The organism is Cupriavidus necator (genome assembly GCF_040578825.1).
Lineage (GTDB): Bacteria > Pseudomonadota > Gammaproteobacteria > Burkholderiales > Burkholderiaceae > Cupriavidus > Cupriavidus necator_E.
This window is the reverse complement of sequence record NZ_JBEFLI010000028.1, coordinates 46,725-66,586: the sequence shown is the minus strand read 5'-3', so window position 1 is coordinate 66,586 and position 19,862 is coordinate 46,725. Positions and strand designations below refer to the sequence as shown.

The 19,862-nt window shown below is 68.3% G+C and carries 19 protein-coding genes; 9 read left to right on the top strand and 10 right to left on the bottom strand.

All coding sequences use genetic code 11. From position 1 onward, the window contains the following. Positions 1-67: 67 nt before the first annotated feature. Genes AB1I47_RS15930 through AB1I47_RS15920 form a run of 3 tightly spaced genes read right to left on the bottom strand, consistent with a single transcriptional unit; the run spans position 68 to position 2,885 of the window. On the bottom strand, positions 68-1,057 hold the full coding sequence (locus tag AB1I47_RS15930; protein WP_354684707.1) for a Bug family tripartite tricarboxylate transporter substrate binding protein: 990 nt from the start codon (positions 1,055-1,057) through the stop codon (positions 68-70). Positions 1,058-1,109: 52 nt separating this feature from the next. Then, complete coding sequence (locus tag AB1I47_RS15925) at positions 1,110-2,096, bottom strand: tripartite tricarboxylate transporter substrate binding protein (protein ID WP_407935849.1); 987 nt, start codon at positions 2,094-2,096, stop codon at positions 1,110-1,112. Between the two features lie 27 nt (positions 2,097-2,123). Then, positions 2,124-2,885 (bottom strand): GntR family transcriptional regulator, encoded by a 762-nt coding sequence (locus tag AB1I47_RS15920; RefSeq protein ID WP_354684706.1) that lies wholly within the window; start codon positions 2,883-2,885, stop codon positions 2,124-2,126. 108 nt (positions 2,886-2,993) lie between these two features. On the opposite strand from AB1I47_RS15920, the gene AB1I47_RS15915 reads away from it, so the two are divergent. Continuing rightward, the gene (locus AB1I47_RS15915; protein ID WP_354684705.1) at positions 2,994-3,848 is read left to right on the top strand and encodes an amidohydrolase family protein; all 855 of its coding nucleotides are present in this window, start codon (positions 2,994-2,996) and stop codon (positions 3,846-3,848) included. A gap of 13 nt (positions 3,849-3,861) precedes the next feature. Here the strand turns inward: AB1I47_RS15915 and AB1I47_RS15910 are convergent, their stop codons facing one another. From AB1I47_RS15910 to AB1I47_RS15895, 4 genes are all read right to left on the bottom strand, one after another. Further along, a complete protein-coding gene (locus AB1I47_RS15910; RefSeq protein WP_354684722.1) occupies positions 3,862-4,482 on the bottom strand; it encodes a DUF2894 domain-containing protein in 621 nt (206 codons plus the stop codon). 82 nt (positions 4,483-4,564) lie between these two features. After that, positions 4,565-5,212, bottom strand: coding sequence for an OmpA family protein (locus AB1I47_RS15905; RefSeq protein WP_354684704.1), 648 nt, complete (start codon positions 5,210-5,212; stop codon positions 4,565-4,567). Further along, positions 5,209-7,824 (bottom strand): DUF802 domain-containing protein, encoded by a 2,616-nt coding sequence (locus tag AB1I47_RS15900; protein ID WP_354684703.1) that lies wholly within the window; start codon positions 7,822-7,824, stop codon positions 5,209-5,211. The genes AB1I47_RS15905 and AB1I47_RS15900 overlap by 4 nt, the downstream gene beginning before the upstream one ends. Before the next feature lie 10 nt (positions 7,825-7,834). Further along, entirely contained in the window at positions 7,835-8,572 is a 738-nt protein-coding gene (locus AB1I47_RS15895) for a DUF3348 domain-containing protein (protein ID WP_354684702.1), read from the bottom strand. A gap of 187 nt (positions 8,573-8,759) precedes the next feature. Between AB1I47_RS15895 and AB1I47_RS15890 the strand changes: the two genes are divergently transcribed. Further along, positions 8,760-9,803, top strand: coding sequence for a type IV toxin-antitoxin system AbiEi family antitoxin (locus AB1I47_RS15890; protein WP_354684701.1), 1,044 nt, complete (start codon positions 8,760-8,762; stop codon positions 9,801-9,803). A gap of 85 nt (positions 9,804-9,888) precedes the next feature. Here the strand turns inward: AB1I47_RS15890 and AB1I47_RS15885 are convergent, their stop codons facing one another. The 3 genes from AB1I47_RS15885 to AB1I47_RS15875 all read right to left on the bottom strand — a co-directional run bounded on the left by AB1I47_RS15885 (position 9,889) and on the right by AB1I47_RS15875 (position 13,294). After that, complete coding sequence (locus AB1I47_RS15885) at positions 9,889-10,398, bottom strand: GAF domain-containing protein (RefSeq protein WP_354684700.1); 510 nt, start codon at positions 10,396-10,398, stop codon at positions 9,889-9,891. A 10-nt stretch (positions 10,399-10,408) separates the two neighbouring features. After that, a complete protein-coding gene (locus tag AB1I47_RS15880) occupies positions 10,409-11,395 on the bottom strand; it encodes a Bug family tripartite tricarboxylate transporter substrate binding protein (RefSeq protein WP_354684699.1) in 987 nt (328 codons plus the stop codon). A 69-nt stretch (positions 11,396-11,464) separates the two neighbouring features. After that, entirely contained in the window at positions 11,465-13,294 is a 1,830-nt protein-coding gene (locus AB1I47_RS15875; protein WP_354684698.1) for a gamma-glutamyltransferase family protein, read from the bottom strand. Positions 13,295-13,407: 113 nt separating this feature from the next. Here AB1I47_RS15875 and AB1I47_RS15870 point away from each other — a divergent pair, with 113 nt between their 5' ends. The 7 genes from AB1I47_RS15870 (at position 13,408) to AB1I47_RS15840 (ending at position 19,855) form a co-directional block, all read left to right on the top strand. Further along, positions 13,408-14,358 carry a LysR family transcriptional regulator gene (locus tag AB1I47_RS15870; protein ID WP_354684697.1) on the top strand — a complete coding sequence of 317 codons (951 nt, stop codon included), beginning with the start codon at positions 13,408-13,410 and terminating at the stop codon, positions 14,356-14,358. Positions 14,359-14,604: 246 nt separating this feature from the next. Beyond that, entirely contained in the window at positions 14,605-15,543 is a 939-nt protein-coding gene (locus AB1I47_RS15865) for a dioxygenase family protein (protein ID WP_354684696.1), read from the top strand. Between the two features lie 65 nt (positions 15,544-15,608). Then, positions 15,609-16,358 carry an SDR family NAD(P)-dependent oxidoreductase gene (locus tag AB1I47_RS15860; RefSeq protein WP_354684695.1) on the top strand — a complete coding sequence of 250 codons (750 nt, stop codon included), beginning with the start codon at positions 15,609-15,611 and terminating at the stop codon, positions 16,356-16,358. Positions 16,359-16,394: 36 nt separating this feature from the next. Beyond that, positions 16,395-17,279, top strand: a complete 885-nt coding sequence (locus tag AB1I47_RS15855; RefSeq protein WP_354684694.1) for a beta-keto acid cleavage family enzyme — start codon at positions 16,395-16,397, stop codon at positions 17,277-17,279. 57 nt (positions 17,280-17,336) lie between these two features. Continuing rightward, positions 17,337-18,314: a quinone oxidoreductase family protein gene (locus tag AB1I47_RS15850; RefSeq protein ID WP_354684693.1), complete on the top strand. Its 978-nt coding sequence runs from the start codon at positions 17,337-17,339 to the stop codon at positions 18,312-18,314. Continuing rightward, positions 18,311-18,652, top strand: a complete 342-nt coding sequence (locus AB1I47_RS15845) for a cupin domain-containing protein (RefSeq protein ID WP_354684692.1) — start codon at positions 18,311-18,313, stop codon at positions 18,650-18,652. The genes AB1I47_RS15850 and AB1I47_RS15845 overlap by 4 nt, the downstream gene beginning before the upstream one ends. 96 nt (positions 18,653-18,748) lie before the next feature. Beyond that, on the top strand, positions 18,749-19,855 hold the full coding sequence (locus AB1I47_RS15840; RefSeq protein WP_354684691.1) for a porin: 1,107 nt from the start codon (positions 18,749-18,751) through the stop codon (positions 19,853-19,855). The last annotated feature ends 7 nt before the right edge of the window (positions 19,856-19,862 follow it).

The window sequence follows — 19,862 nt, the reverse complement described above, 5'->3', positions numbered from 1 at the left end:
CAAACCGGCAGCAAGCAAGCCTGTTGAGCGCTCTGAAGCCGCCGTCCGGCGGCTTGTACCGGCGAAATCAATCCGGCTTGATCCCCGCCCGCGCAATGATCGGCTTCCACCGTTGCTGTTCCTGCGCGATAAACTTCGCGAACTCAGCGGGCGTATTGCCGACCACGATGGCCGCGTCGCCGCTGAGCCGCTCGACCGACGTCGGGCTCTTCACCGCCTTGATCGTGGCGTCCGTCAGCTTGTCCGCGGCAGCCTGCGGCAGCGACGCGGGCGCGAGCAGCCCATACCACTGCGTCATCTCGAAATTGGCATAACCCTGCTCCGCCACGGTAGGCACGTCAGGCAGTTGCGGGATGCGCTGGGTAGTCCCGGTGGCGATGCAGCGCACCTTGCCCGCCTTGATGAACTGGATGATCGCCGGCGCGCCCACTGCTGCGGCATCCAGCCGGCCCGACAGCAGGTCGGTGATCTGCGGACCGCTGCCGCGGTAGGGCACGTGGGTAATGAAGGTGCCGCTCGCGGCCTTCAGGTATTCAAAGGCGAGGTGGCCCGCGCTGCCGTTGCCGGCCGAGCCGTAGTTCAGCTTGCCGGGCTTGCTCTTGGCCAGCGCCACGAATTCCTTCAGGTTCTTGGCCGGCACGTCGGGATGGACCACGTACAGGCTCGGCACCTTGGACAGCAGCGAGATCGGACGGAAGTCCTTGATGGGATCGTACGGCAGCTTCGGGAAAATGAACGGGTTGACCGCCAGCGTGCCGATATGGCCGAGGATCAGCGTGTGGTTGTCGTCGGCGCGCGCGACTTCGCCCATCGCGATATTGCCGGCGGCGCCCGGCTTGTTCTCGACAAACACCGAGACGCCGAGCAGCTTGGTCAGCTCCGCGGCGGTGGAGCGCGCGACGATTTCCGAGCTGCCGCCCGGTGCGAACGGCACCACCAGCCGGATCGGCTTGGCGGGCCAGGCCTGGGCACGTGCGAGCGATGGCGCCAGCGCGCAGGCGCCCAGTGCGGCGGTGGCCTTCAGTAAATGGCGGCGGATGAGGTCGATGTCGGTCATGTTGAGTCTCCGTAAATTTCGGGTCGTGATGGCGTGGGAAGGCAGCGGGATGTTATTCGGGCTTGACGTTGCCGTCCTTGATGACCTTGGCCCATAGCTTCGTTTGTCCGTCGATGAACTGCCGCGCCTGCACCGGCGGCGCGGCCACGACCTCGCCACCCAGCTCGAGCACGCGCTGCCTGATCTCCGGACTGTTCATGACTTTCTGCAGGGCATCGGCCAGCTTGCCGGCGATCGGCTCGGGCGTGGCCGCTGGCAGGAACGCCGCATTCCATTCGTAGACCTCGTAGCCCGCCACGCCGGCCTCCTGCATCGTCGGCACGCCCGGCAGCGCGCTGGTGCGGCTGTGGCTGGTCACCGCCAGCGGCTTGAGCTTGCCGGCCTTGATGTGTTGCAGGCTCGACGCGACGTTGGCAAAGAACAGCGGCACCTGGCCGGCGATCACATCGGTCATGGCCGGGCCGCCGCCCTTGTAGGGCACGTGCAGCAGGTCGACCCCCGCGCGCTGCTCGAACAGCACGCCTGCGAGATGCTGCGCTGAGCCGTTGCCGGAGGAAGCGAAGGCGACCGAGCCCGGCTTCTGCTTCGCCATGGCGAGCACGTCGCCGACCTTGCTCGCGGGGAAGGTCGGCGTTGCCACCAGCACGTTGGGATAGCGCGCCAGCACGCCGACAGGCTTGAAGGCCTTGCCCGGGTCGTAGGGCAGCTTCGGATAGAGGCTCGGATTTACGGCATAGGAGGAGGCATCGACCATCAGCGTATAGCCGTCCGGTGCCGCCTTGGCGACATAGGCCGCACCGATCTGCCCGCCGGCACCCGGACGGTTTTCCACCACCACCGACTGGCCCAGCTCGCGCCCAAGCCCGGGCGCGACCAGCCGCGCCATCAGGTCAGCGCCGCCACCCGGCGGATAGGTGACCACGATGGTGATGGGGCGCGCCGGCCAGGACGCGGCAGTGTCCGTCGCCTGCGCCAGCGCGGGTTGCAGCAGGATGCCGGCGGCGCCGATGGCCGCGGCCATCGCCTTGAACGTATGCATGAATCGGTCTCCTCGGGGGCGGACTGGTTACCGGATGTCCGCGGTATAGCGAAAGGCAAAGGCATCGCCCCGGGTCAGCCGGTATTCGATGCAGGTGCCGCGCAGGTCGAAGGCGCGGCGTGTCACCAGCGCGCACGGATGCGCGTCGGGCAGTTCGAGCAGCGCGGCTTCCTCAGCGTCCAGCGTGCGGAAGGACACCTCGTCGACCGCGCGGTGCACGGTGATGCCGCAGGCGCGGCCCAGCAGCGGATAGAGCAGGTCGCCCCATTGCGCCACGGGAATCTGCTGCAGCGCCTCGCAGCGCGGCAGCGGCAGCCAGATCGACTCCAGCAGCCGGGGTTTGTCGTCGAGCCAGCGGCGGCGCGAAATCGCCAGTCCGCGTGCGCCCGCGGGCAGTTCGAAGCGCTCGGCCATCGCCTTGTCCAGCCGCACGGACCGGCACGACAGGATTTCCGAGCGGGGGATGGGCGCATCCGCACCCGTGGCGCCGAAGCGGAAGAAGCGCATCAGGCTCGCCCCGGTCAGCCCCTTGCGCACAAAGGTGCCCTTGCCCTGCACGCGCTCGAGCAAGCCATCCTGCACCAGCACCGCAATCGCCTGGCGGATGGTGCCCAGCGCGATGCCGAAGTCCCTGGCCAGCGCGCCTTCAGCGGGAATGGCCTCGCCCGGTGGCCACTCGCCCGAGACGATCTTTGCCTGCAGCTGCGCCGCGATCTGGCCATAGCGGCTCAGTCCGGCGGCGCTGGTTGTCAGGGGATGCAGGTCGTTGTCTGGCGGGTTGTTTGGCATAGGTAGCCGTGCTAAATTGATGCTCATGTCCTCTAGAGGACTAGAATACTGACGGGAATCCGGAAGCCATATCCGGGATTACCCGTGGCACACAGACAGGCAGACAACATGAGTCAAAGCCCCTTGCCGGTGGTGGACTGCCACTTCCATGTTTTCGATGCCGGACCGGCAACGCCCGGCGCGCGCTACCGGCCGCAATATGCGGCGGAGCTGCGCGACTGGCATGCGCGGGTCGCTACGCGAGGCGACCCCTACGGCGTGGTGGTGCAGACCAGCTTCCTCGGCACCGACAATGCCGCGCTGCTGGGCGCCTTGCGCACGATGCCGGCGCGCCTGCGCGGCGTCGCGGTGGTGGAGCCGGGCGTTTCGGATGAAGCGCTGCGCGAGCTGCATGACGCCGGCGTGCGCGGCATCCGGCTGAACCTGTACCGCGATCCGGGCTGGCGGCGCATTGCCACGGCGCCGTGGCGCGCGCTGTTTGCGCGGATTGCGGTGCTGGGCTGGCACGTCGAGCTCCATACCGACAATGGCGACGGCGCCACGGTGCTGGCGCAGCTCGACGCTGCATCAGGCGATAGCGCGGTGCCGGTCGTGCTGGACCATTTCGGCAGGCCGGGCGCCGCGGGTATCGACGATCCGGTTTTCGATGTGGCCGCGGCGGTGGGCAAGCACCGGCAGGTATGGGTCAAGTTCAGCGCGCCATACCGGCTGGTGGCGCCGCAGGGCTGGCGGCTGCTGGCGCGGAAGTGGCTCGATGTGGTGGGTGCAGACAGGCTGCTGTGGGGTAGCGACTGGCCGTGGACCAATCACGAAGGGCCAGCCCGGGCGGTGGAGTGCGCGGAGTTGTCTGGCTGGCCTGATGCGCTATCGGCAGGCATGGGGTCAGCCCAGCGCGACAAATTATCCGAGGCGCTGCGCTGGAGCAATGCGGTGACCTTGTACGGGTTTGCGATCGAACGCTGATCGCTGCGTGCGCCTACTTGCGGGGCTTGCCGCGCACAGCCTTGCGCGCAGCGCCAGCGCGCGGCGCCTCCTTCTCCGGCGTCGCTGTGCCGCCGTTGAACTGCTCCAGCCACGACATCGCATCGACGTACGACAGGAAATGCTCGAGATATCCCGGCGACATCTCGCGCATCAGCGACAGCGAGCGATGCACCAGGTGGTTGGAGTTGAGCGGGCCCGCATTCTCCGGCACCCGTTCCTGCGACTGGCGCAACTGCTGGCGGACGCTGACGCGGGTCCACGTGTTGCGGAAGTAGTCGATCAGTTCGGGCTCGGCAGGTGTGAGGCGTGGTGTCGCTTTCGCAGCTGCGGCGCCATCGGCGCGGTGCGCATGGGTGCCGATGTAATGGACCAGCCCGGCCAGCATGCCTGCTGCGGGTTTGCCTGCTTGCGTCGCGCTGCTGCCATCGCTGGTCACAACGGCAGCGCTTTCGACCGCCTTCGCATACGCATCCACCAGTTCGCCGAGCCTGCCGTCCAGCCTCTGGCGCGCAGCGCCATCATGACTGGCCGCCCGCCGCGCCAGTGCCTCGATAAAGCGAAACCGCACGGGATCGACGCGGTCGGCGCCGCTCGCGCGCCACGCGTCGAGCAGCGCGCGGGCGTCAAGGGTCTCAGGGGCCTCAGGGGCCTCAGGGGCCTCAGGGGCCTCAGGGGCCTCAGTGGCCTCAGGGGCCTCAGCCACGCGGTTTCTCCGTTCCCATGGTCACCCGCGGGACCGGCGAGATTTCCACGCGCCGGTTCTTCGCGCGGCTCACGGCGTCGGCGTTGGGCGTCACCGGCTGCTGCGAACCGAACGCGGCCGAGAACACCGACGAGGGCGGGATGCCTGCATCGACCAGCGCGCGCGTCACGGTCAATGCGCGCTGCGCGGACAGTTCCCAGTTGTCGGCAAAGCGGCGGTTGCCTTCGCGCACCTGCTGGTCGTCGGTAAAGCCGCTGACCATCAGGATCTCGTCGCGCGCGCGCAGGTAGGCGGACAGGGGCTGCGCCAGGCTCTTCAGCAGTTCGCGGCCTTCGGGCTGGAGCTGGTCGGAGTTGAGCGCAAACAGCACGCTGCCGCTGATGCCGATGCGGCCGTTCACCAGCGTGACGCGGCCGGCGGCCAGCGGCCCGGCCAGCGCTTTTTCCAGCGTCTCGCGGCGCTGCATCTCTTCCTGGCGCTGCCGGACTTCCTCTTCCAGTTTGGCCGACAGCTCGAGCTGGAAGCCGATCACGCCCACCAGGATCAGCACGAAGGCGCCGAGCAGCACCGACATCAGGTCGCCGAAGACGGCCCATGCCGGTACGGTCGGCTCTACGCCGGCGTCGAAATCGTCCCTCATGCCGCCTCGGCGCGAGGTGCGCGCTGGCCGCCGAGCTGCTGCAGGTCTTCCAGGATCTGCTTCTGCGACAGCATGCTGAGATCGACCACTTCGCGCGCCTGTGCGACGTAGTAGGCAAGCTGCTCATCGCTGCGCGTCATCGACTTGTCGAGCGCGGCTTCGATGCGCTGGAGCTGCTCCGTCAGTTGGGCGTTCGATTCGCTGAACAGCTGCACCGCCACGCCGAGCGCTTCGCCCAGGCTCGCCACCTCGACCGCGCTGCCGGTGACCTGCGCCGCGACGTCCGCAAGCTTGCCGGTCTCGGCCTCGACCTTGTCGGTAAAACGGGTGCCGACACGGTCAAGCAGGTCCGCCGTGGTGCCGACCAGCGTGTCGACCGCGGTGCGCTGCTGGGTCGAGGCGTGGTTCACGGCATCGAGCAGCGTGCCCAGCGTTTCCAGCATGCGGCTGCGTTCTTCCAGCATCGCGTTGTCGCGGGCCATGCCGTCGGTGAGCTTCTGGCGCAGTTCGGCAATGACTTCGGCGGCCGCCTTGGGCGCTTCCGTAGCGGCTTGCACCAGGCGCGACACCTCGGCGATGGTGCTGCGGGCCTGCGCTTCGGACTGGGTCGAGATGTCGCGGGCGGTCTGCGCGAGGGTTTCGCAGATCTGCTGCTGGCGCTCGGCGGTGTGCGTGGTCGCCTGTTCCCATTGCTGGCGCAGCGCGGCGGCCATGGCGCCGAGCGATTCGGTCCAGGCGGCCAGGCGCTGTTCGTCCTTGCCGGCGAGGTCGGCTTGCAACGCGGCCGCAGCCTTGGGCGCTTCTGCAGCGGCTTCTACCAGGCGGTCGATTTCGGCGAGGGTGTTGCGGGCTTGCGCTTCGGACTGGGTCGAGATGTCGCGCGCGGTCTGCGCCAGCGCTTCGCAGATCTGCTGCTGGCGGCTCGCCGTGGCGGCGCCGGCCTGCTCCCATTCCTGGCGCAGCGCGGCGGCCATGGCGCCCAGCGATGCGGTCCATGCCGCCAGGCGTTGCTCGTCCTTCGCGGCCAGCTCGGCCTGCATCGCCGCGGCGGCCTTCGGCGCTTCGGCCGCGGCTTGCACGAGGCGGTCGATTTCGGCAATCGTCTTGCTGGCGTGCGCCTGGGATTGCGCCGAGATCTCGCGCGCGGTCTGCGCCAGCACCTCGCTGATCTCCTGCTGGCGGCTTACGGTATGCGCGCTCGCCTGCTCCCATTCCTTGCGCAGCGCCGCGGTCAGGGTGCCGAGCGTGTCGGCCCACGCCGCCAGACGCTGGTCGTCGCGCGAGGCGAGTTCCGCGTGCAGGCCGGCATGCGACTGGCCCACCGTGCTGACCAGCGCAGCGGCGTGCTGTTCGAATGCCGATGCCGCCGTGGCCAGCGCTTGCTGGTTGTCCGCGGCCAGCTTCTCGCTGGCGCGTTCATGCCGGGACAGCGCTTGCGTCCAGGCTTCGGACGCAGTGGCGGTGGCCGTGTCCATGCGCGTGGCGACGTTCTCCAGCAGCCCGGCCGAGCGTTGCTCAAAGGTGCGGGCGAAGCCGTCCAGCGACGTGCGCAGGTCTTGCGCCAGGGCTTCGCTGGTGCGTTGATGTCCGGCCAGAGCCTGGTGCCAGGTGTCGGCCACGCTGGCCGTCGTGGCGGCAAAGCGCGTTGACAGCCCGTCGAGGTGCTTCTCCACGGCCTGCGCGACGGCGTCGCGCATCGCGGCGGTTTCGCGCGCCAGTCCGGCCATGGTGGCCTCCACCGCCGGCTGGATCGCGGTGCTGGCGGCGCGCGCGCTGTCGGCAACGCTGTCCTTCAGCGATTGCTCCACCGACGATGCCAGGCGGGTGTACACCGCTTCGGTCTTGCCATGAAAGGCGTCCTGGCTCGCGGCCAGGCGCTCGGTCAGGCCCTGGCTCTGCTGTTCCATCGCGGCCATCATCGCCTGCAGCCGGTCGACCAGCGCGGGCATCACGTCGGCCTGGCGCTGCAGCAGGCGGAACGCTTCCTCGCGCTGGTGGCCGCGCGAGTACGGGCGCAGTGTGGTCGCGATGCGTGCGTCCAGCGCCTGCGCGGCTTCGATCCGCTCACGCCGGCACAGCGCCGACAACAGCCCCAGCATGGCCGAGGTGGCCACGCCGGCGACCGAGGTGCCGAACGCAAAGCCCAGTCCCTTCACCGGTGCCGCCAGCGAGGCGCGGATCGCATGCAGGTCGGTCGCGCTTTCCAGGGCGATGCCGGTGCCACGCAGCGTCGAGACCATGCCGAGGAAGGTGCCCAGCATGCCCAGCAGGACCAGCAGGCCGACCAGGTACGGCGCCAACGCGGGCCCCGGCAAGCCAACGCGTTCGCCTTCGATGCGCAGGCGCACGGCGTCGCGCAGGCCGGGATGCAGGCGCACCAGCCAGTTGCGCAGGTCGGCCGGGGCTTCGGACATCCCGGCAAGCGCCTGGGCCAGCGTCGAGGTGGCCTGGCGATAGCGTTGCAGCTCGAACGCGCCGGCCAGGTAGAAGCCGCCGATCAGCAGCGTGACGACCAGCGCCAGGGCATTCGAGCCCGCGTAGCCGGCGCCGACCCAGCCAACGACGGCCAGGCCTGCCAGGAAGGCAACAATATGGATAAGGTATCGGGTCATGATGTCCTGATTAGCTGTCACGGAGCGCCGCGAGCAATCCTTCAATGGGCTGGAAGCGGATCTCCAGCTCGGCGAGCAATACGCTCTGCATATCCTTGCGGAACACGCCCAGCCACGCACCGGGCGATGTGGGCGCGGATTGCCCGGCAGCCTGGGCGTCGGCCAGCGCCGCCGCCTCGGCCTGGCGCAGGCGCTGGAAATGCGCTTCCAGCTTCGCCGGCACCGTTCCCAGCAGGCTTTGCTCGCGCGCGGCCAGCACGCGTTCCATCACGGTATCGACCATGGCGAGCTTTGCCATGCCGGGCGCGCGGCCCGACAGCGCGATGCGCAGGCGGCCGCGCAGCGTGGCGATGGCGGTCTCCATGGTTTGTTGCAGCGTCACGTAGCGCTGGCGATAGACCGCGTAATCAACCTGCGCATTGACTGGCTCCGGCAGCGCCGACGGCCGGGCCGGCCCGCGCCGGCGGCTGGCGGATGCCGTGTCTTCCGCGATGGCGGTGGTCAGCGCCTGCCGCACACGGGCGCAATCGCTTTCCTCGGTGCCGGCCGCACGCACTCCCGCGGCAGCCGCCGGCGGATTGCCGTTCAGCGCCGCCGACAGGGCGATCGCGTCCGCCCAGCCCAGCCATTGGCTGATCTGGTCCGCGAGCGAAATGCCGGGTACGGGGGCATCGGCGTCGGTCAGGCGGGACAACAGCCGGACGAGCGTCGGGCCGCTGAAACCTGTGCGCCGGGAGACTTGCAACATGCTGCCGGGTCGAAAAATCCAGCAGTTTACACGCCCCGGGGCAGCGGACGGCAGTAGCGTGGGCAGCTTGACCCGCCTGGCGTGCCTTGGAAGCCGCTACGCAACGGTGCTTGGGCGAAAATCCCTATACGGCTGGCGTTCTGTTCAGCCCTATGATCTGTTCATAAACCGTGAACGGGGCGGAGCTATGAACACCCAGGCGACCGGAAATGCTGCCGCTATGGCCCTTAAGGCGCTTCAACGCGCGGCGGGCGTGGACGGTGACGTCGAATCGGCCAGTGACGACGCGGACGAGCTGGAGCTCGTGGTGGCGCGTGGCGCCCTCGTCCAACGCTACGCCGCGGTCTGGAAACCCACGATCGCGAGCACCGCGGCATTGACACTGGTTCGCTCCCGGTTCGAGGGACGCAATGCCTGCCTGCTGATCACCACCTATCTCAGTCCTTACCTCGCCGAGCATTGCCGCAATATCGGGCTGCAGTTTATCGATACAGCGGGCAACGCATATCTGGACGCAGAAGGGCTCTATGTCTATGTCAGCGGGGCACGGCCCGATACCACCCTGTTGCCGGCCAGGGGGCGAGGCACGGGCAATCCCACCGCCCTGCGCATGATCCTGGCGCTGCTCAGCCGGCCATCGCTGCTGCAGGCGACCTATCGCGAGATCGCGCAAGCCAGTGGCATTGCGCTGGGGTCGGTCGGTGCTGTCTTCAAGGAACTGGCGGCGCGGGGATTATTGCTGGACGATGCGACCACCAGGCAGCGGCAACTGACTGCGCCCGATCGGCTGCTGGAGGAATGGGTCGCCAACTATCCCGCCATGCTGCGGCCCCGCCTGCAGATCGGCCGTTATGCAGCGGCGCAGCCAGACTGGTGGCGTACCGCTGCGCAAGCCGATTTCGACAACGCTTACTGGAGCGGGGAGGTCGCGGCAGAGAGGATGACGGGGTTTCCGCGGGCGCAGACGCAGACGTTGTATGTCGATGCCGAGCACAAGGGCAGGGTCGTTCAGCACGCGGTGCAGACGTATGGCTTGCGGGCGCAGCCGGACGGGGCGGTCGAGATTCTTGAGGCGTTCTGGCCGGCATCGATGGGCAATGCCGGGGTTGCTGGCATTGCGCCGCCGGTGATCGTTTATGCGGACCTGATGGCTAGCCTGGATGCGCGCAATCTGGAGGCGGCGGGTATGTTGCGGGCGGGGGTTTTGAAGGAGACGTTGGAGCAGTTTTGATTTGTGGTCCTGGTTCGTGGCAAATGGCGTAAGGCCGCGATGCTCCGGTCCCAACGGCGCGGCGGCATATGATGCCCCTGCAGGATCACCTTCGCGCCTCAAGCAACTCCCATACCGCAGCCCCCGCCAGCGCCGCCAGCACCCGCAACGCCGCCAGTTCCGCCGCTGACCACACCGCCCGGTCCGCCAGGAAGTTGAACGTGCCGATCACCCGCCCCTGGTGGCACAGCGGCACATTGACCACCGCGCTGCAGCCGAGATCGCGAATCACCTGCACATCGTCAAACACCGCCGCGAGCGCGGCATCGCCTTCGCCGACAAAGACCTCGGCGCGCTCCAGCAGCTGACGCCGCCACGCGCTGTCTCCCTTGGACTTCCGTCCGCCGACCGGATACGCGGCCGTATCGGAAGACCACAAGCGTTCGATCTGCGACTGCTGCGCATGCCAGGCGTTGATCGTCAGCAGACCGGGCCCGAGCATGCGCAAGGTTGCCGCGCCGATCGCCTCGAAGGCGGCGCCGGGGTCTTGCGCCCGCTGCAGCCCATCGCACAGAGCATTGACCTGCGCCACCAGCAATTCGGCGTTATCCAGCACTGCCCCCACGTCATTCCCCCTTGATGCCAAGTTCACGGATCAGCTTGCCATAACGGTCTGCGTCACGGCGCAGGATGGTGCCGAACTGCTGCGGCGTCGACGTGGCGGTTTCCACGCCGATGGCGTTCATCTTGGCCTTGACTTCGGGCAGCGACATCACCGCGTTGATCTCGCGATTCAGGCGTGCGGTCAGGTCGGCGGGCATGTCCCTGGGACCGAAGGCGCCGTACCAGACCGCCAGTTCATAGCCGGACAGGGTCTCGGCCACGGTCGGCACATTGGGCAGCAGCGCAGAGCGTTTGCTCTCGGTCACCGCGAGCAGCCGCAGCTTGCCGCCCTTGACGTGCGGCAGGGTTTGCGTGCCGGCGGAGAACAGCAACTGGGTCTGGCCTGCCACGGTGTCGACCACGGCCGGCGCGCCGCCCTTGTACGGCACGTGCAGCATCTGGATGCCGGCCATTTTCTCGAACAGCACCGCGCTCAGGTGGTTGGTCGAGCCGGGGCCCGCGCTGGCATAGGCAAGCTTGCCGGGGTTGGCCTTGGCGTAGGCGATCAGTTCCTTGACGTTCTGCGCCGGCACCGACGGGTTCACCACCATTGTGTTTGTCACGTAGGCCAGCAGCCCCAGCGGCGTGAAGTCTTCCACGCCGCGGAACGGCATATTGGCCATCAGCGCGGGGTTCATCGCGTGCGTGCTCATCGAGCCGACCAGCAGCGTGTAGCCATCGGGCTTGGCACGCGCGACCATGGCCGAGCCGATATTGCCGGAGGCGCCGGGCTTGTTGTCGACGATCACCGGCTGGCCGAGCGAGCGGGTCAGGTGCTCGGACAGCACGCGCGCCAGGATATCGGTCGAGCCGCCGGCCGCCCACGGCACGATCAGCGTGATCGGCTTCTGCGGCCAGGCATCGGCTGCATGCGCCGCGCCCCCCGGGCCGGTAAAGCACATCGCCAGCGCGGCCATGCCGCCCAGCAGGGTTTTGGTGATCAAGCGCATTTGGTTTTCCTCCTCTTGCGTGGCGGACGCCCGGCCCGCCTTGATTTTGCGAAATCGTCCGGTCAGTCCTCAGCGCCCGACCGCATAGCCCTGCATGCCGCGCGGATTGGCCCCGGCGCGCAGCACCAGCCGCCCGCGCGCATCGAACTCGCGCGAACAGGCCGACATGCGGCCTTCGGACCATGGGTCGCCCACGCGCACGGCATGCCCGCGCTCGCGCAGCGCTGCCAGCGTGGCCTCAGGAAAGCGCGATTCGATGCTGATGCGGTTGAGCACGGTCTGGCGCGGCCAGAACGATGCCGGAAAGTGGTCGATATGCCAGGCCGGCGCGTCGATGGCCTCCTGCAGGTTCATGCCGTGCACCGCATGGCGCAGGAAAAAGGCCAGCGACCACTGGTCCTGCTGGTCGCCGCCCGGCGTGCCGAACACCATGTAAGGCTCGCCGTCGCGCAGCGCCAGCGACGGTGACAGCGTGGTGCACGGCCGCTTGCCCGGCGCGAGGCTATTGGGCAGGCCGGGCTCCAGCCACGTCATCTGCAGGCGCGTGTTGAGCGCAAAACCCAGCGACGGGATGGTCGGGCTCGACGACAGCCAGCCGCCCGAGGGCGTTGCCGCGACCATATTGCCGTGGCGGTCGATCACATCGATATGGCAGGTATCGCCCACGAAAATCTCGCGCTCGGCCCATTCGGCCACCGGCGGCAACTCGGCAAAGGTCGGCTCGCCGACGCCGAAGCGCACGTCCGCGCGTTGCAGCGTGCGGTCCGCGGCGCCGAGGTCGGGCAGGCGCGGGGCGATGCCGTCCAGCGTGCCGGCCTCGAGCGACAGCGCCGCGCGCGCGCCGATGCGCTGCGCGCGAGCGGCCAGGTAGCCGTCGTCCAGCAGCGCTTTCAGCGGGCTTTGCATGAAACGCGGATCGCCATACCACGCCAGCCGGTCGGCCATGGCCAGCTTGGTGGCCTCGGCAATGATGTGCACGAACTCCGGCGAGTCGGGCGCATGCTGCGCGAGCCCCGCGTGGCGCAGCATGCCGAGCTGCTGCAGGAACACCGGTCCCTGGCTCCAGATGCCGCACTTGGCCACCGTGTAGCGGCCGAAGTCCAGCGTGGCGGGAGCCTCGGTCTGCGGCGTCCAGCCGGCCATGTCGTCATAACGCAGCAGACCGGTGTGCCTGTCGCCGGTGGTGTCGCGCACCGGCGTGTTGCGGCAGTAGGCGTCGATCTCCTGCGCGACGAAGCCGCGGTACCAGCAGTCCATGGCGGCATCGATCTGCCCGGTGCGGGTATCGCTGTGGCGCTGGGCTTCTTCGACGATGCGGGTGTAGGTGGCGGCCAGCGCCGGCAGCGTGTGCAGGCGGCCGGGGCGCGGCACCTTGCCGTCGGGCAGCCACGTATCGGCCGAGCTGTGCCATTCGTCGCGAAACAGCGCCTGCACCGCCAGGATCGCGCGCGAGATGCGCGGCACCAGCGGGAAGCCGTCGCGCGCATAGCCGATGGCGGGCGCCAGCACGTCGGCCAGCGACCACGTGCCATGCTCGCGCAGCATCGTCAGCCAAGCGCCGAATGCGCCCGGCACCGTGGCCGGGATCAGGCCGATGCCGGGTACCAGGTCCAGCCCCATGGCGCGCAGCGCGGCCGGATCCGCCAGCGCCGGGGCAGGGCCCTGGCCGCAGACGGTGCGCATCGCGCGCTCGCGCTCGCTCCAGTAGACGATCGGCACTTCGCCGCCGGGGCCGTTCAGGTGCGGCTCCACCACCTGCAGCACGAAGCCGGCGGCGACCGCGGCGTCGAACGCATTGCCGCCGCGCTCCAGCACGCCCATGGCGGTCTGCGTGGCCAGCCAGTGCGTGGAGGCGGCGACGCCAAAGGTGCCAACGATCTCGGGACGGGTGGTGAACATGGCTTGCAGCTCCTGTAATGCAGGCCAGTATAGGAGTGGCGAATAACCAGCAGTGCCTGAATAGTTATTGTGGTATTACCATCTGGTAATAGCAGATTCCCCGGATAAGCCCCATGTCCATTGCCCCCGACAAGCTGGTCCATAACCTCGTGTCCCGGCTGCGCCTCAGGCACCTGCCGCTGCTGCTGGCGCTGGAACGCCAGCGCTCGGTGTCGCGGGTGGCGGCGGAGCTCAACCTGTCGCAGCCGGCCATCACCAAGACTCTGCGCGAGATCGAGGACATCTTCATGGTGCCGCTGTTCACGCGCACCCGGCGCGGGCTGGAGCCGACGCCGACCGGCCGCGCGGTGCTGGCGCATGCAAGGCTGACGCTGGCCGATGCCGATGCGCTGGGGCGCGAACTGGCGGCGATCGAGTCCGGGCTGTTGGGCCGGCTGCGCATCGGCGTGATCCCGTACATCAGCCGCGCCGTGCTGGATGCGGCCTGCACCTTCGGCCTGACGCAGACGCCGCGCGTGTCGGTGCTGGTGCGCGAAGGCACCACCGACGAACTGGTCGGCGCACTGCGCGAGCATGAACTGGATTGCGTGGTGGCGCGCACGTTCTACGCGCCCGGCGCGGACATCGCGCAGCAGCCCTTGTATCGCGAAGAACCGGCACTGGTGGTGCCCACCGCGGCCGCCGCACGGCTGGCGCGCGGTGCGCTCGACTGGCACCGGCTGGCGCAGCGCGACTGGATCCTGCCGCCGCCCAATACGCCGATCCGGCGCACCATCAACACCATCTTTGCGGTGGCAGGCGTGGCCCAGCCGACGCCGATCGTCGAGACGTATTCGATCAAGACGATGGCCACGCTGATGCGCAAGCATCCGGCGGCAACGACCATCGTGCCCCGAGCGGTGGCGAGTGAACTGGTCGATGCCAAGGGTGCGGCGGCGTTGCCGCATGCGCTGAGCTGGGACCTGCCGCCGGTGGGCGTGATGTGGCGGCGGCAGGCGGTGGAGGACGATATGGTGGCGTCGCTGGTGGCTTGCCTGGGGGCGCTGCGGTGGGAGGGAGAGTGAGTTGCCGCCCGATGACGTCAAGGGGCCCGGCCGCGCGCGCTGAGAGCTTGATCCCATACATTTCGGTGTCTGACCGGCGCCTAGGGGTTTCTCCCGAACCACATTCCTATCTGCTTGTTTTGATTGCGCTTTAGCCCGATGGAGGGACCGGGCTGGCCGCGTCGGTCGGCAAATCCCGCTTGACCAAACGTTTGCAGCGCCGATAATGCAAAGCGTTCTGCAAACGTTTGCAATAAGGCCCGAAACATGGAAACTTCCCTTGAGCGACAACCAGCATCCGCAGCCGCGCGTCCGGTACTGATCGAGGATGAGCACTCGGTCACCCGCATCGTCGAAGCCGCCATGGCGAACACTGCCGACCCCCGCCTGCGTGCCGTCATGGGCGCGCTGGTGCGGCACCTGCATGACTTCCTGCGCGAGGTGCGGCTAAGCGATGCCGAGTTCGAGTTCGCGCTGGAATTCCTGGCCAGCCTTGGCCACGCCACGCATGCCAGCCACAACGAAGTGGTGCTGGCCGCCGACGTGCTGGGGCTGTCGACGCTCGTGACCGTGATGAACAACAGCACCCGGGACGGCCGCACGCCCGGTGCGCTGCTTGGCCCGTTCTATCGCGCCAACGCGCCGCGCTATGCCTGCGGCGACTGCGTGGTGCAGGACGACGCCCCGGGCCTGCCGCTGCTGGTCAGCGGCACCGTGCGCGCCACCGACGGCACGCCCTTGCCCGGCGCGCTGGTCGAGATCTGGCAGGCATCGCCGGTGGGCCTGTACGACAACCAGGATCCGAGCCAGCCAGACCGCAACCTGCGCGGCTGCTTCCACACCGATGTGCAGGGCAACTACCACTTCCGCACGGTGCGCCCGGCCGGCTATCCGGTGCCGACCGACGGACCGGTGGGCACGCTGCTGGCCGCGCAACAGCGCCATCCGTACCGGCCGGCGCATATCCACTTCATCGTCGCGGCGCCGGGCTACCGCACGCTCGTGACCCAGGTGTTCGCCGACGAGCCGGAACAGCTCGAATCCGATGTCACGTTCGGCGTGCACCGGCTACTGGTCGGCAACCTGCGGCTGCACGACCACGGCCGCAGCGACTGGGGCGACGTGCCGGCGCCGTTCTACACGCTGCAGTTCGATTTCACGCTGGAGCCGGGCCAGCAGACCTTCCCGAAGCCGCCGATCGACTGACGGCTCAAACGATCTCCTTCCACGCAATCCCCACGCCATCCCTACGCAATCCGACATCGAAAACCATGAGCGCAATTTCTCTTTCCGGCAAGGTTGCCGTGATCCTCGGCGGCACCGGCGGCATCGGTTTTGCCGCCGGTGAAACGCTGGCCCGTCTTGGCGCCAGCATCGTGCTGACCGGGCGTGATGCAGACAAGGCTGCCAGCGCCGCGGCGGCATTGCCGGCCGGCAACCATCTGGCCGCGGTGGCCGAGGTCGGCGACAGCGCCTCGCTGCGCGCGCTGGCCGACGAGGCCAGCCACCACTATGGGCGCGTCGATATCCTGGTCAACACCGCCGGCTTCACGCTTGCGATCCCGCACGCGGATCTCGATGCGCTTGACGATGCGCTGATCGACGAACTGTTCGCGGTCAACTGGCGCGGCCAGTTCGCGGCGATCCGCGCTTTCGCCCCGCACCTGCGCGCCAATGGCGACGGGCTGGTGGTCAATGTCGGCTCCATCGCCGGCCGCACCGGGCAAGGCAGCAACGTCGCGTACTGCGCCGCCAAGGCCGGGCTGGATGTCATGGCGATGTCGCTGGGGCGCGCGCTGGCGCCGCAGATCCGCGTGCTGAACGTTTCGCCGGGCGTGGTCGATACCGCGTTCGTTCCCGGGCGCGACAGCAGCTTCAACGAGCGCGCCGCAACCTCGACGCCGCTCCGGCGCATCGGCACGGCGCAGGACGTGGCCGATGCCATCGCCGCGTGCGCCACCTCGCTGCGCTTTGCCACGGGCACCACCATCGTCGTCGACGGCGGCCGCCAGCTCGGATAAGCCACGGTCCTCACTTTCCATCACCACCCTTCGCTCATGCACGCACGCAAGACCATCATCACCTGCGCGGTGACCGGCAATATCGTCACCCCCGACCAGCATCCCGGCCTGCCGGTCACGCCGGCGCAGATCGCCGACGCCGCGCTGGAAGCAGCAGAGGCCGGCGCTGCCGCCGCCCATATTCACGTGCGCGACCCTGAAACGGGCCGCCCGTCGATGTCGCTCGACTACTACGCCGATGTCATCGACCGCATCCGCCAGCGCAACCGCGCGCTGATCATCAATCTCACCACCGGTCCCGGCGGCCGCTTCGTGCCGAGCGAGGACGAGCCGCGCGTGGCGGCGCCCGGCACCACGCTGCTGCATCCGTCCAAACGGGTCGAACATATCACCGCACTGCGCCCCGACGTGTGCTCGCTCGACCTGAACACCATGAATTCCGGCGGCGACGTGGTGATCAATACGCCCGCCAACGTGCGGAAGATGGCTGCGGCAATCCGTGCCGCCGGCGTGATGCCCGAGCTGGAAATCTTCGATTCAGGCGACCTCAACATGGCGCTCGACCTGATTCGCGAGGGCGTGCTGGATGGCCCCGGCCTGTGGACCTTCGTGCTGGGCGTCAAGTACGGCTTCGCGCCCACGCCGGAAACCATCTTCTATGCCCGCAACATGCTGCCCGCCGGCGCGCACTGGTCGGCCTTCGGCATCGGCCGCGCCGAGTTCCCGATCGTGGCGCAGGCGTGGCTTGCCGGCGGCCATGTGCGCGTCGGGCTGGAAGACAACATCTACCTGGAAAAGGGCGTGCTCGCGCCGAGCAATGCCGCACTGGTGGCCAAGGCGCGCGATATCGTCAGGTCGCTCGGCGGCGAGATCGCCTCGCCGGCCGATGCGCGCCGCACGCTCGGCCTGCGTGAAAGCTGAATGCAGCCCGGGCCCATGCCAGCCCACCCACATCGAGACATCCCAATGGAAAACACCATGAACACCATCCGCGTCAGCCAGAAAGCCCCCGATATCGATGCCCTGCAGCTCGAGCTGCTCGGCGTGCCGCGCCCGGATGCGGCCGCGGACCAATGCATCATTGAAGTCGCCAGTGCCGGGGTCAACCCGAGCGACGTCAAGGCAACCCTCGGCCTGATGCCGCACGCGATCTGGCCGCGCACGCCGGGCCGCGACTATGCCGGGCTGGTGATCGATGGCCCGTCGAGCCTGCTGGGCCTGCAGGTATGGGGCAGCGGCGGTGAGCTGGGCATCCGCCGCGACGGCACCCATGGCAAGTACCTGCGCATCGACGCCGCGTCGGTGCGGGCCAAGCCGGCGTCGCTGTCGCTGCTGGAAGCCGGCGCCGTGGGCGTGCCCTTTATCACCGCCTACGAAGGCCTGCGCCGTGCGGGCATGCCGCGGGCCGGCAGCACGGTGCTGGTGTGCGGCGGCAACGGCAAGGTCGGGCAGGCCACCATCCAGATCGCCACGGCGTTGGGTGCGCGCGTCTTTGCCGTCGAGCGCACCGCGGAAAACTACCGCGGCCATGCCAGCGGCGAGGTGCGCATGATCGATGCCAGCCGTGAATCGATCGCCGCCGTGGTGCGCGACGAGACCGATGGCCATGGTGCCGATATCGTCTACAACACCGTCGGCAGCCCGTACTTCGAGCAGGCCAACCAGGCGATGGCAGTCGGCGCGACGCAGATCCTGATCTCGACCATCGAGAAGCCGGTGCCGTTCGACATCTTCGCGTTCTACCGCGGCCAGCATACCTACGTGGGCATCGATACGCTGGCCCTCGACAGCGGCGCCTGCGCGCGCATCCTCGACCAGCTCGCGCCGATGTTCGCCACCGGCGAGCTGCGGCCCTTTCCCGTGCTGGCCAATCATATCTATCCGCTCGCGCACGCCAAGGACGCCTATCGCGCCGTGCTGCAGGGAGCAACCGAACGCGTGGTGCTCAAGCCATGAACACGACCCGCTTTGCACAGGCGCCGGCCTACTTCCCGGCCAACCACGAAGGCATGCATTGCCTGCGGCTGCAGGGGCATGAAGCCGGACCCTCGGACGCCTTGTGGCTGGGGGTGTCGGTGCTGCTGCCGGGCGGCCATACGTCGATGGATGCCTCGGCCGTGGAAAAGCACTATGTCGTGCTCGAAGGCGAGGTCTGCATCCGCACGCCGGAAGATGCCGTGACGCTGGGCCAGTTCGATTCGGTGCGGCTCGCGCCGGGCGAGGCGCGGCAGGTATCCAACCCGTCCAATCGTCCGGCGCTGTTGTTGCTGGCGATGCCGTACCCCAGGGGCTGATTTTTCGGGCCGGGTTTGCAAACGATTGCAATACCGCGAGGAATCGCCGCTGGCCCATTCCACAACAAGACCACCACAACAGACAGGGGAGACAAAATGACATCCGTTTCAAGGCGAAGCAGCGCGCTGCTGCTGGCCACGGCCGCCGCCGGCTGGGCCGGCGAGGCGGCCGCGCAGTCTTCAGTGACGCTGTACGGGCGCCTCAATACGGCGCTGGAATACTCCCGCGCCAACACCGCCACCGACGGCACGCAGCTCGGCGGCACCGGCCGGCTGACCAACAACCGCTCGGTGTTCGGCATGCGCGGCGAAGAGGCGCTGGGCGGCAGCCTGAAGGCGATCTGGCAGATCGAAAGCAATCTTTCGCTCGACACCGGCCAGGGCCAGGTCGCGGGCCGCAACTCGCGCATCGGGCTGCAGGGGAAGGCCGGCACGCTGTTCATGGGGCACTGGCAGACCCCCTATACCGAATCGACGCTGGCGTACGACCCGTACTACCCGACCACCGCGGGCTATATGGCGCTGATCGGCAATGGCTCGGCGTCGAGCTCGGACAACGTGCAGGACACCAGCTCCTTCGACCGCCGGCAGAAGAACCTGCTCGTCTACAAGACGCCGTCGCTGGCGGGGTTCAGCGGCGCGGCCGCGTGGGGCGTCAACGAGGAGAAGACCAGCGTACCGCGCAATCCGGGGCTGTATTCGTTCTCCGCCGCTTACGACAACGGCCCGCTCAATATCGCGCTCGCCTATGAAGTCCATCAGCACTACCAGGCCGCCGGCCGCAACGACGATGCGATGAAGGCGGGCGTCTCGTACAAGTTCCCGAGCACCACCGTCGCGCTGCTCTATGAACGGCTGCATTACCGCACCGCGACCGGCGACCTGACGCGCAACGGCTATTACGCGTCGCTGGTGCAGAAGCTGGGACCGGGCAGCGTGCGCATCGGCTTTGCGCTGGCCGGCAATGGCGCCGGCGATGCCACGGAAACCGTGGGCTTCTTCCGCAGCGGCGGGGAGACGGGCGCCACGCAGGTGACGGTCGGCTACGACTATCCGCTGTCCAAACGCACCGCGCTGTTCGCGTACTACAGCCGCATCAACAACAAGCGCAATGCGGTCTACGACTTCGCCATCAATGAGCTTGGCGTCAGCGCCGGCGCCGACCCGCAGACCGTTGCGCTCGGCATGCGGCATTTCTTCTGAGCGCGGC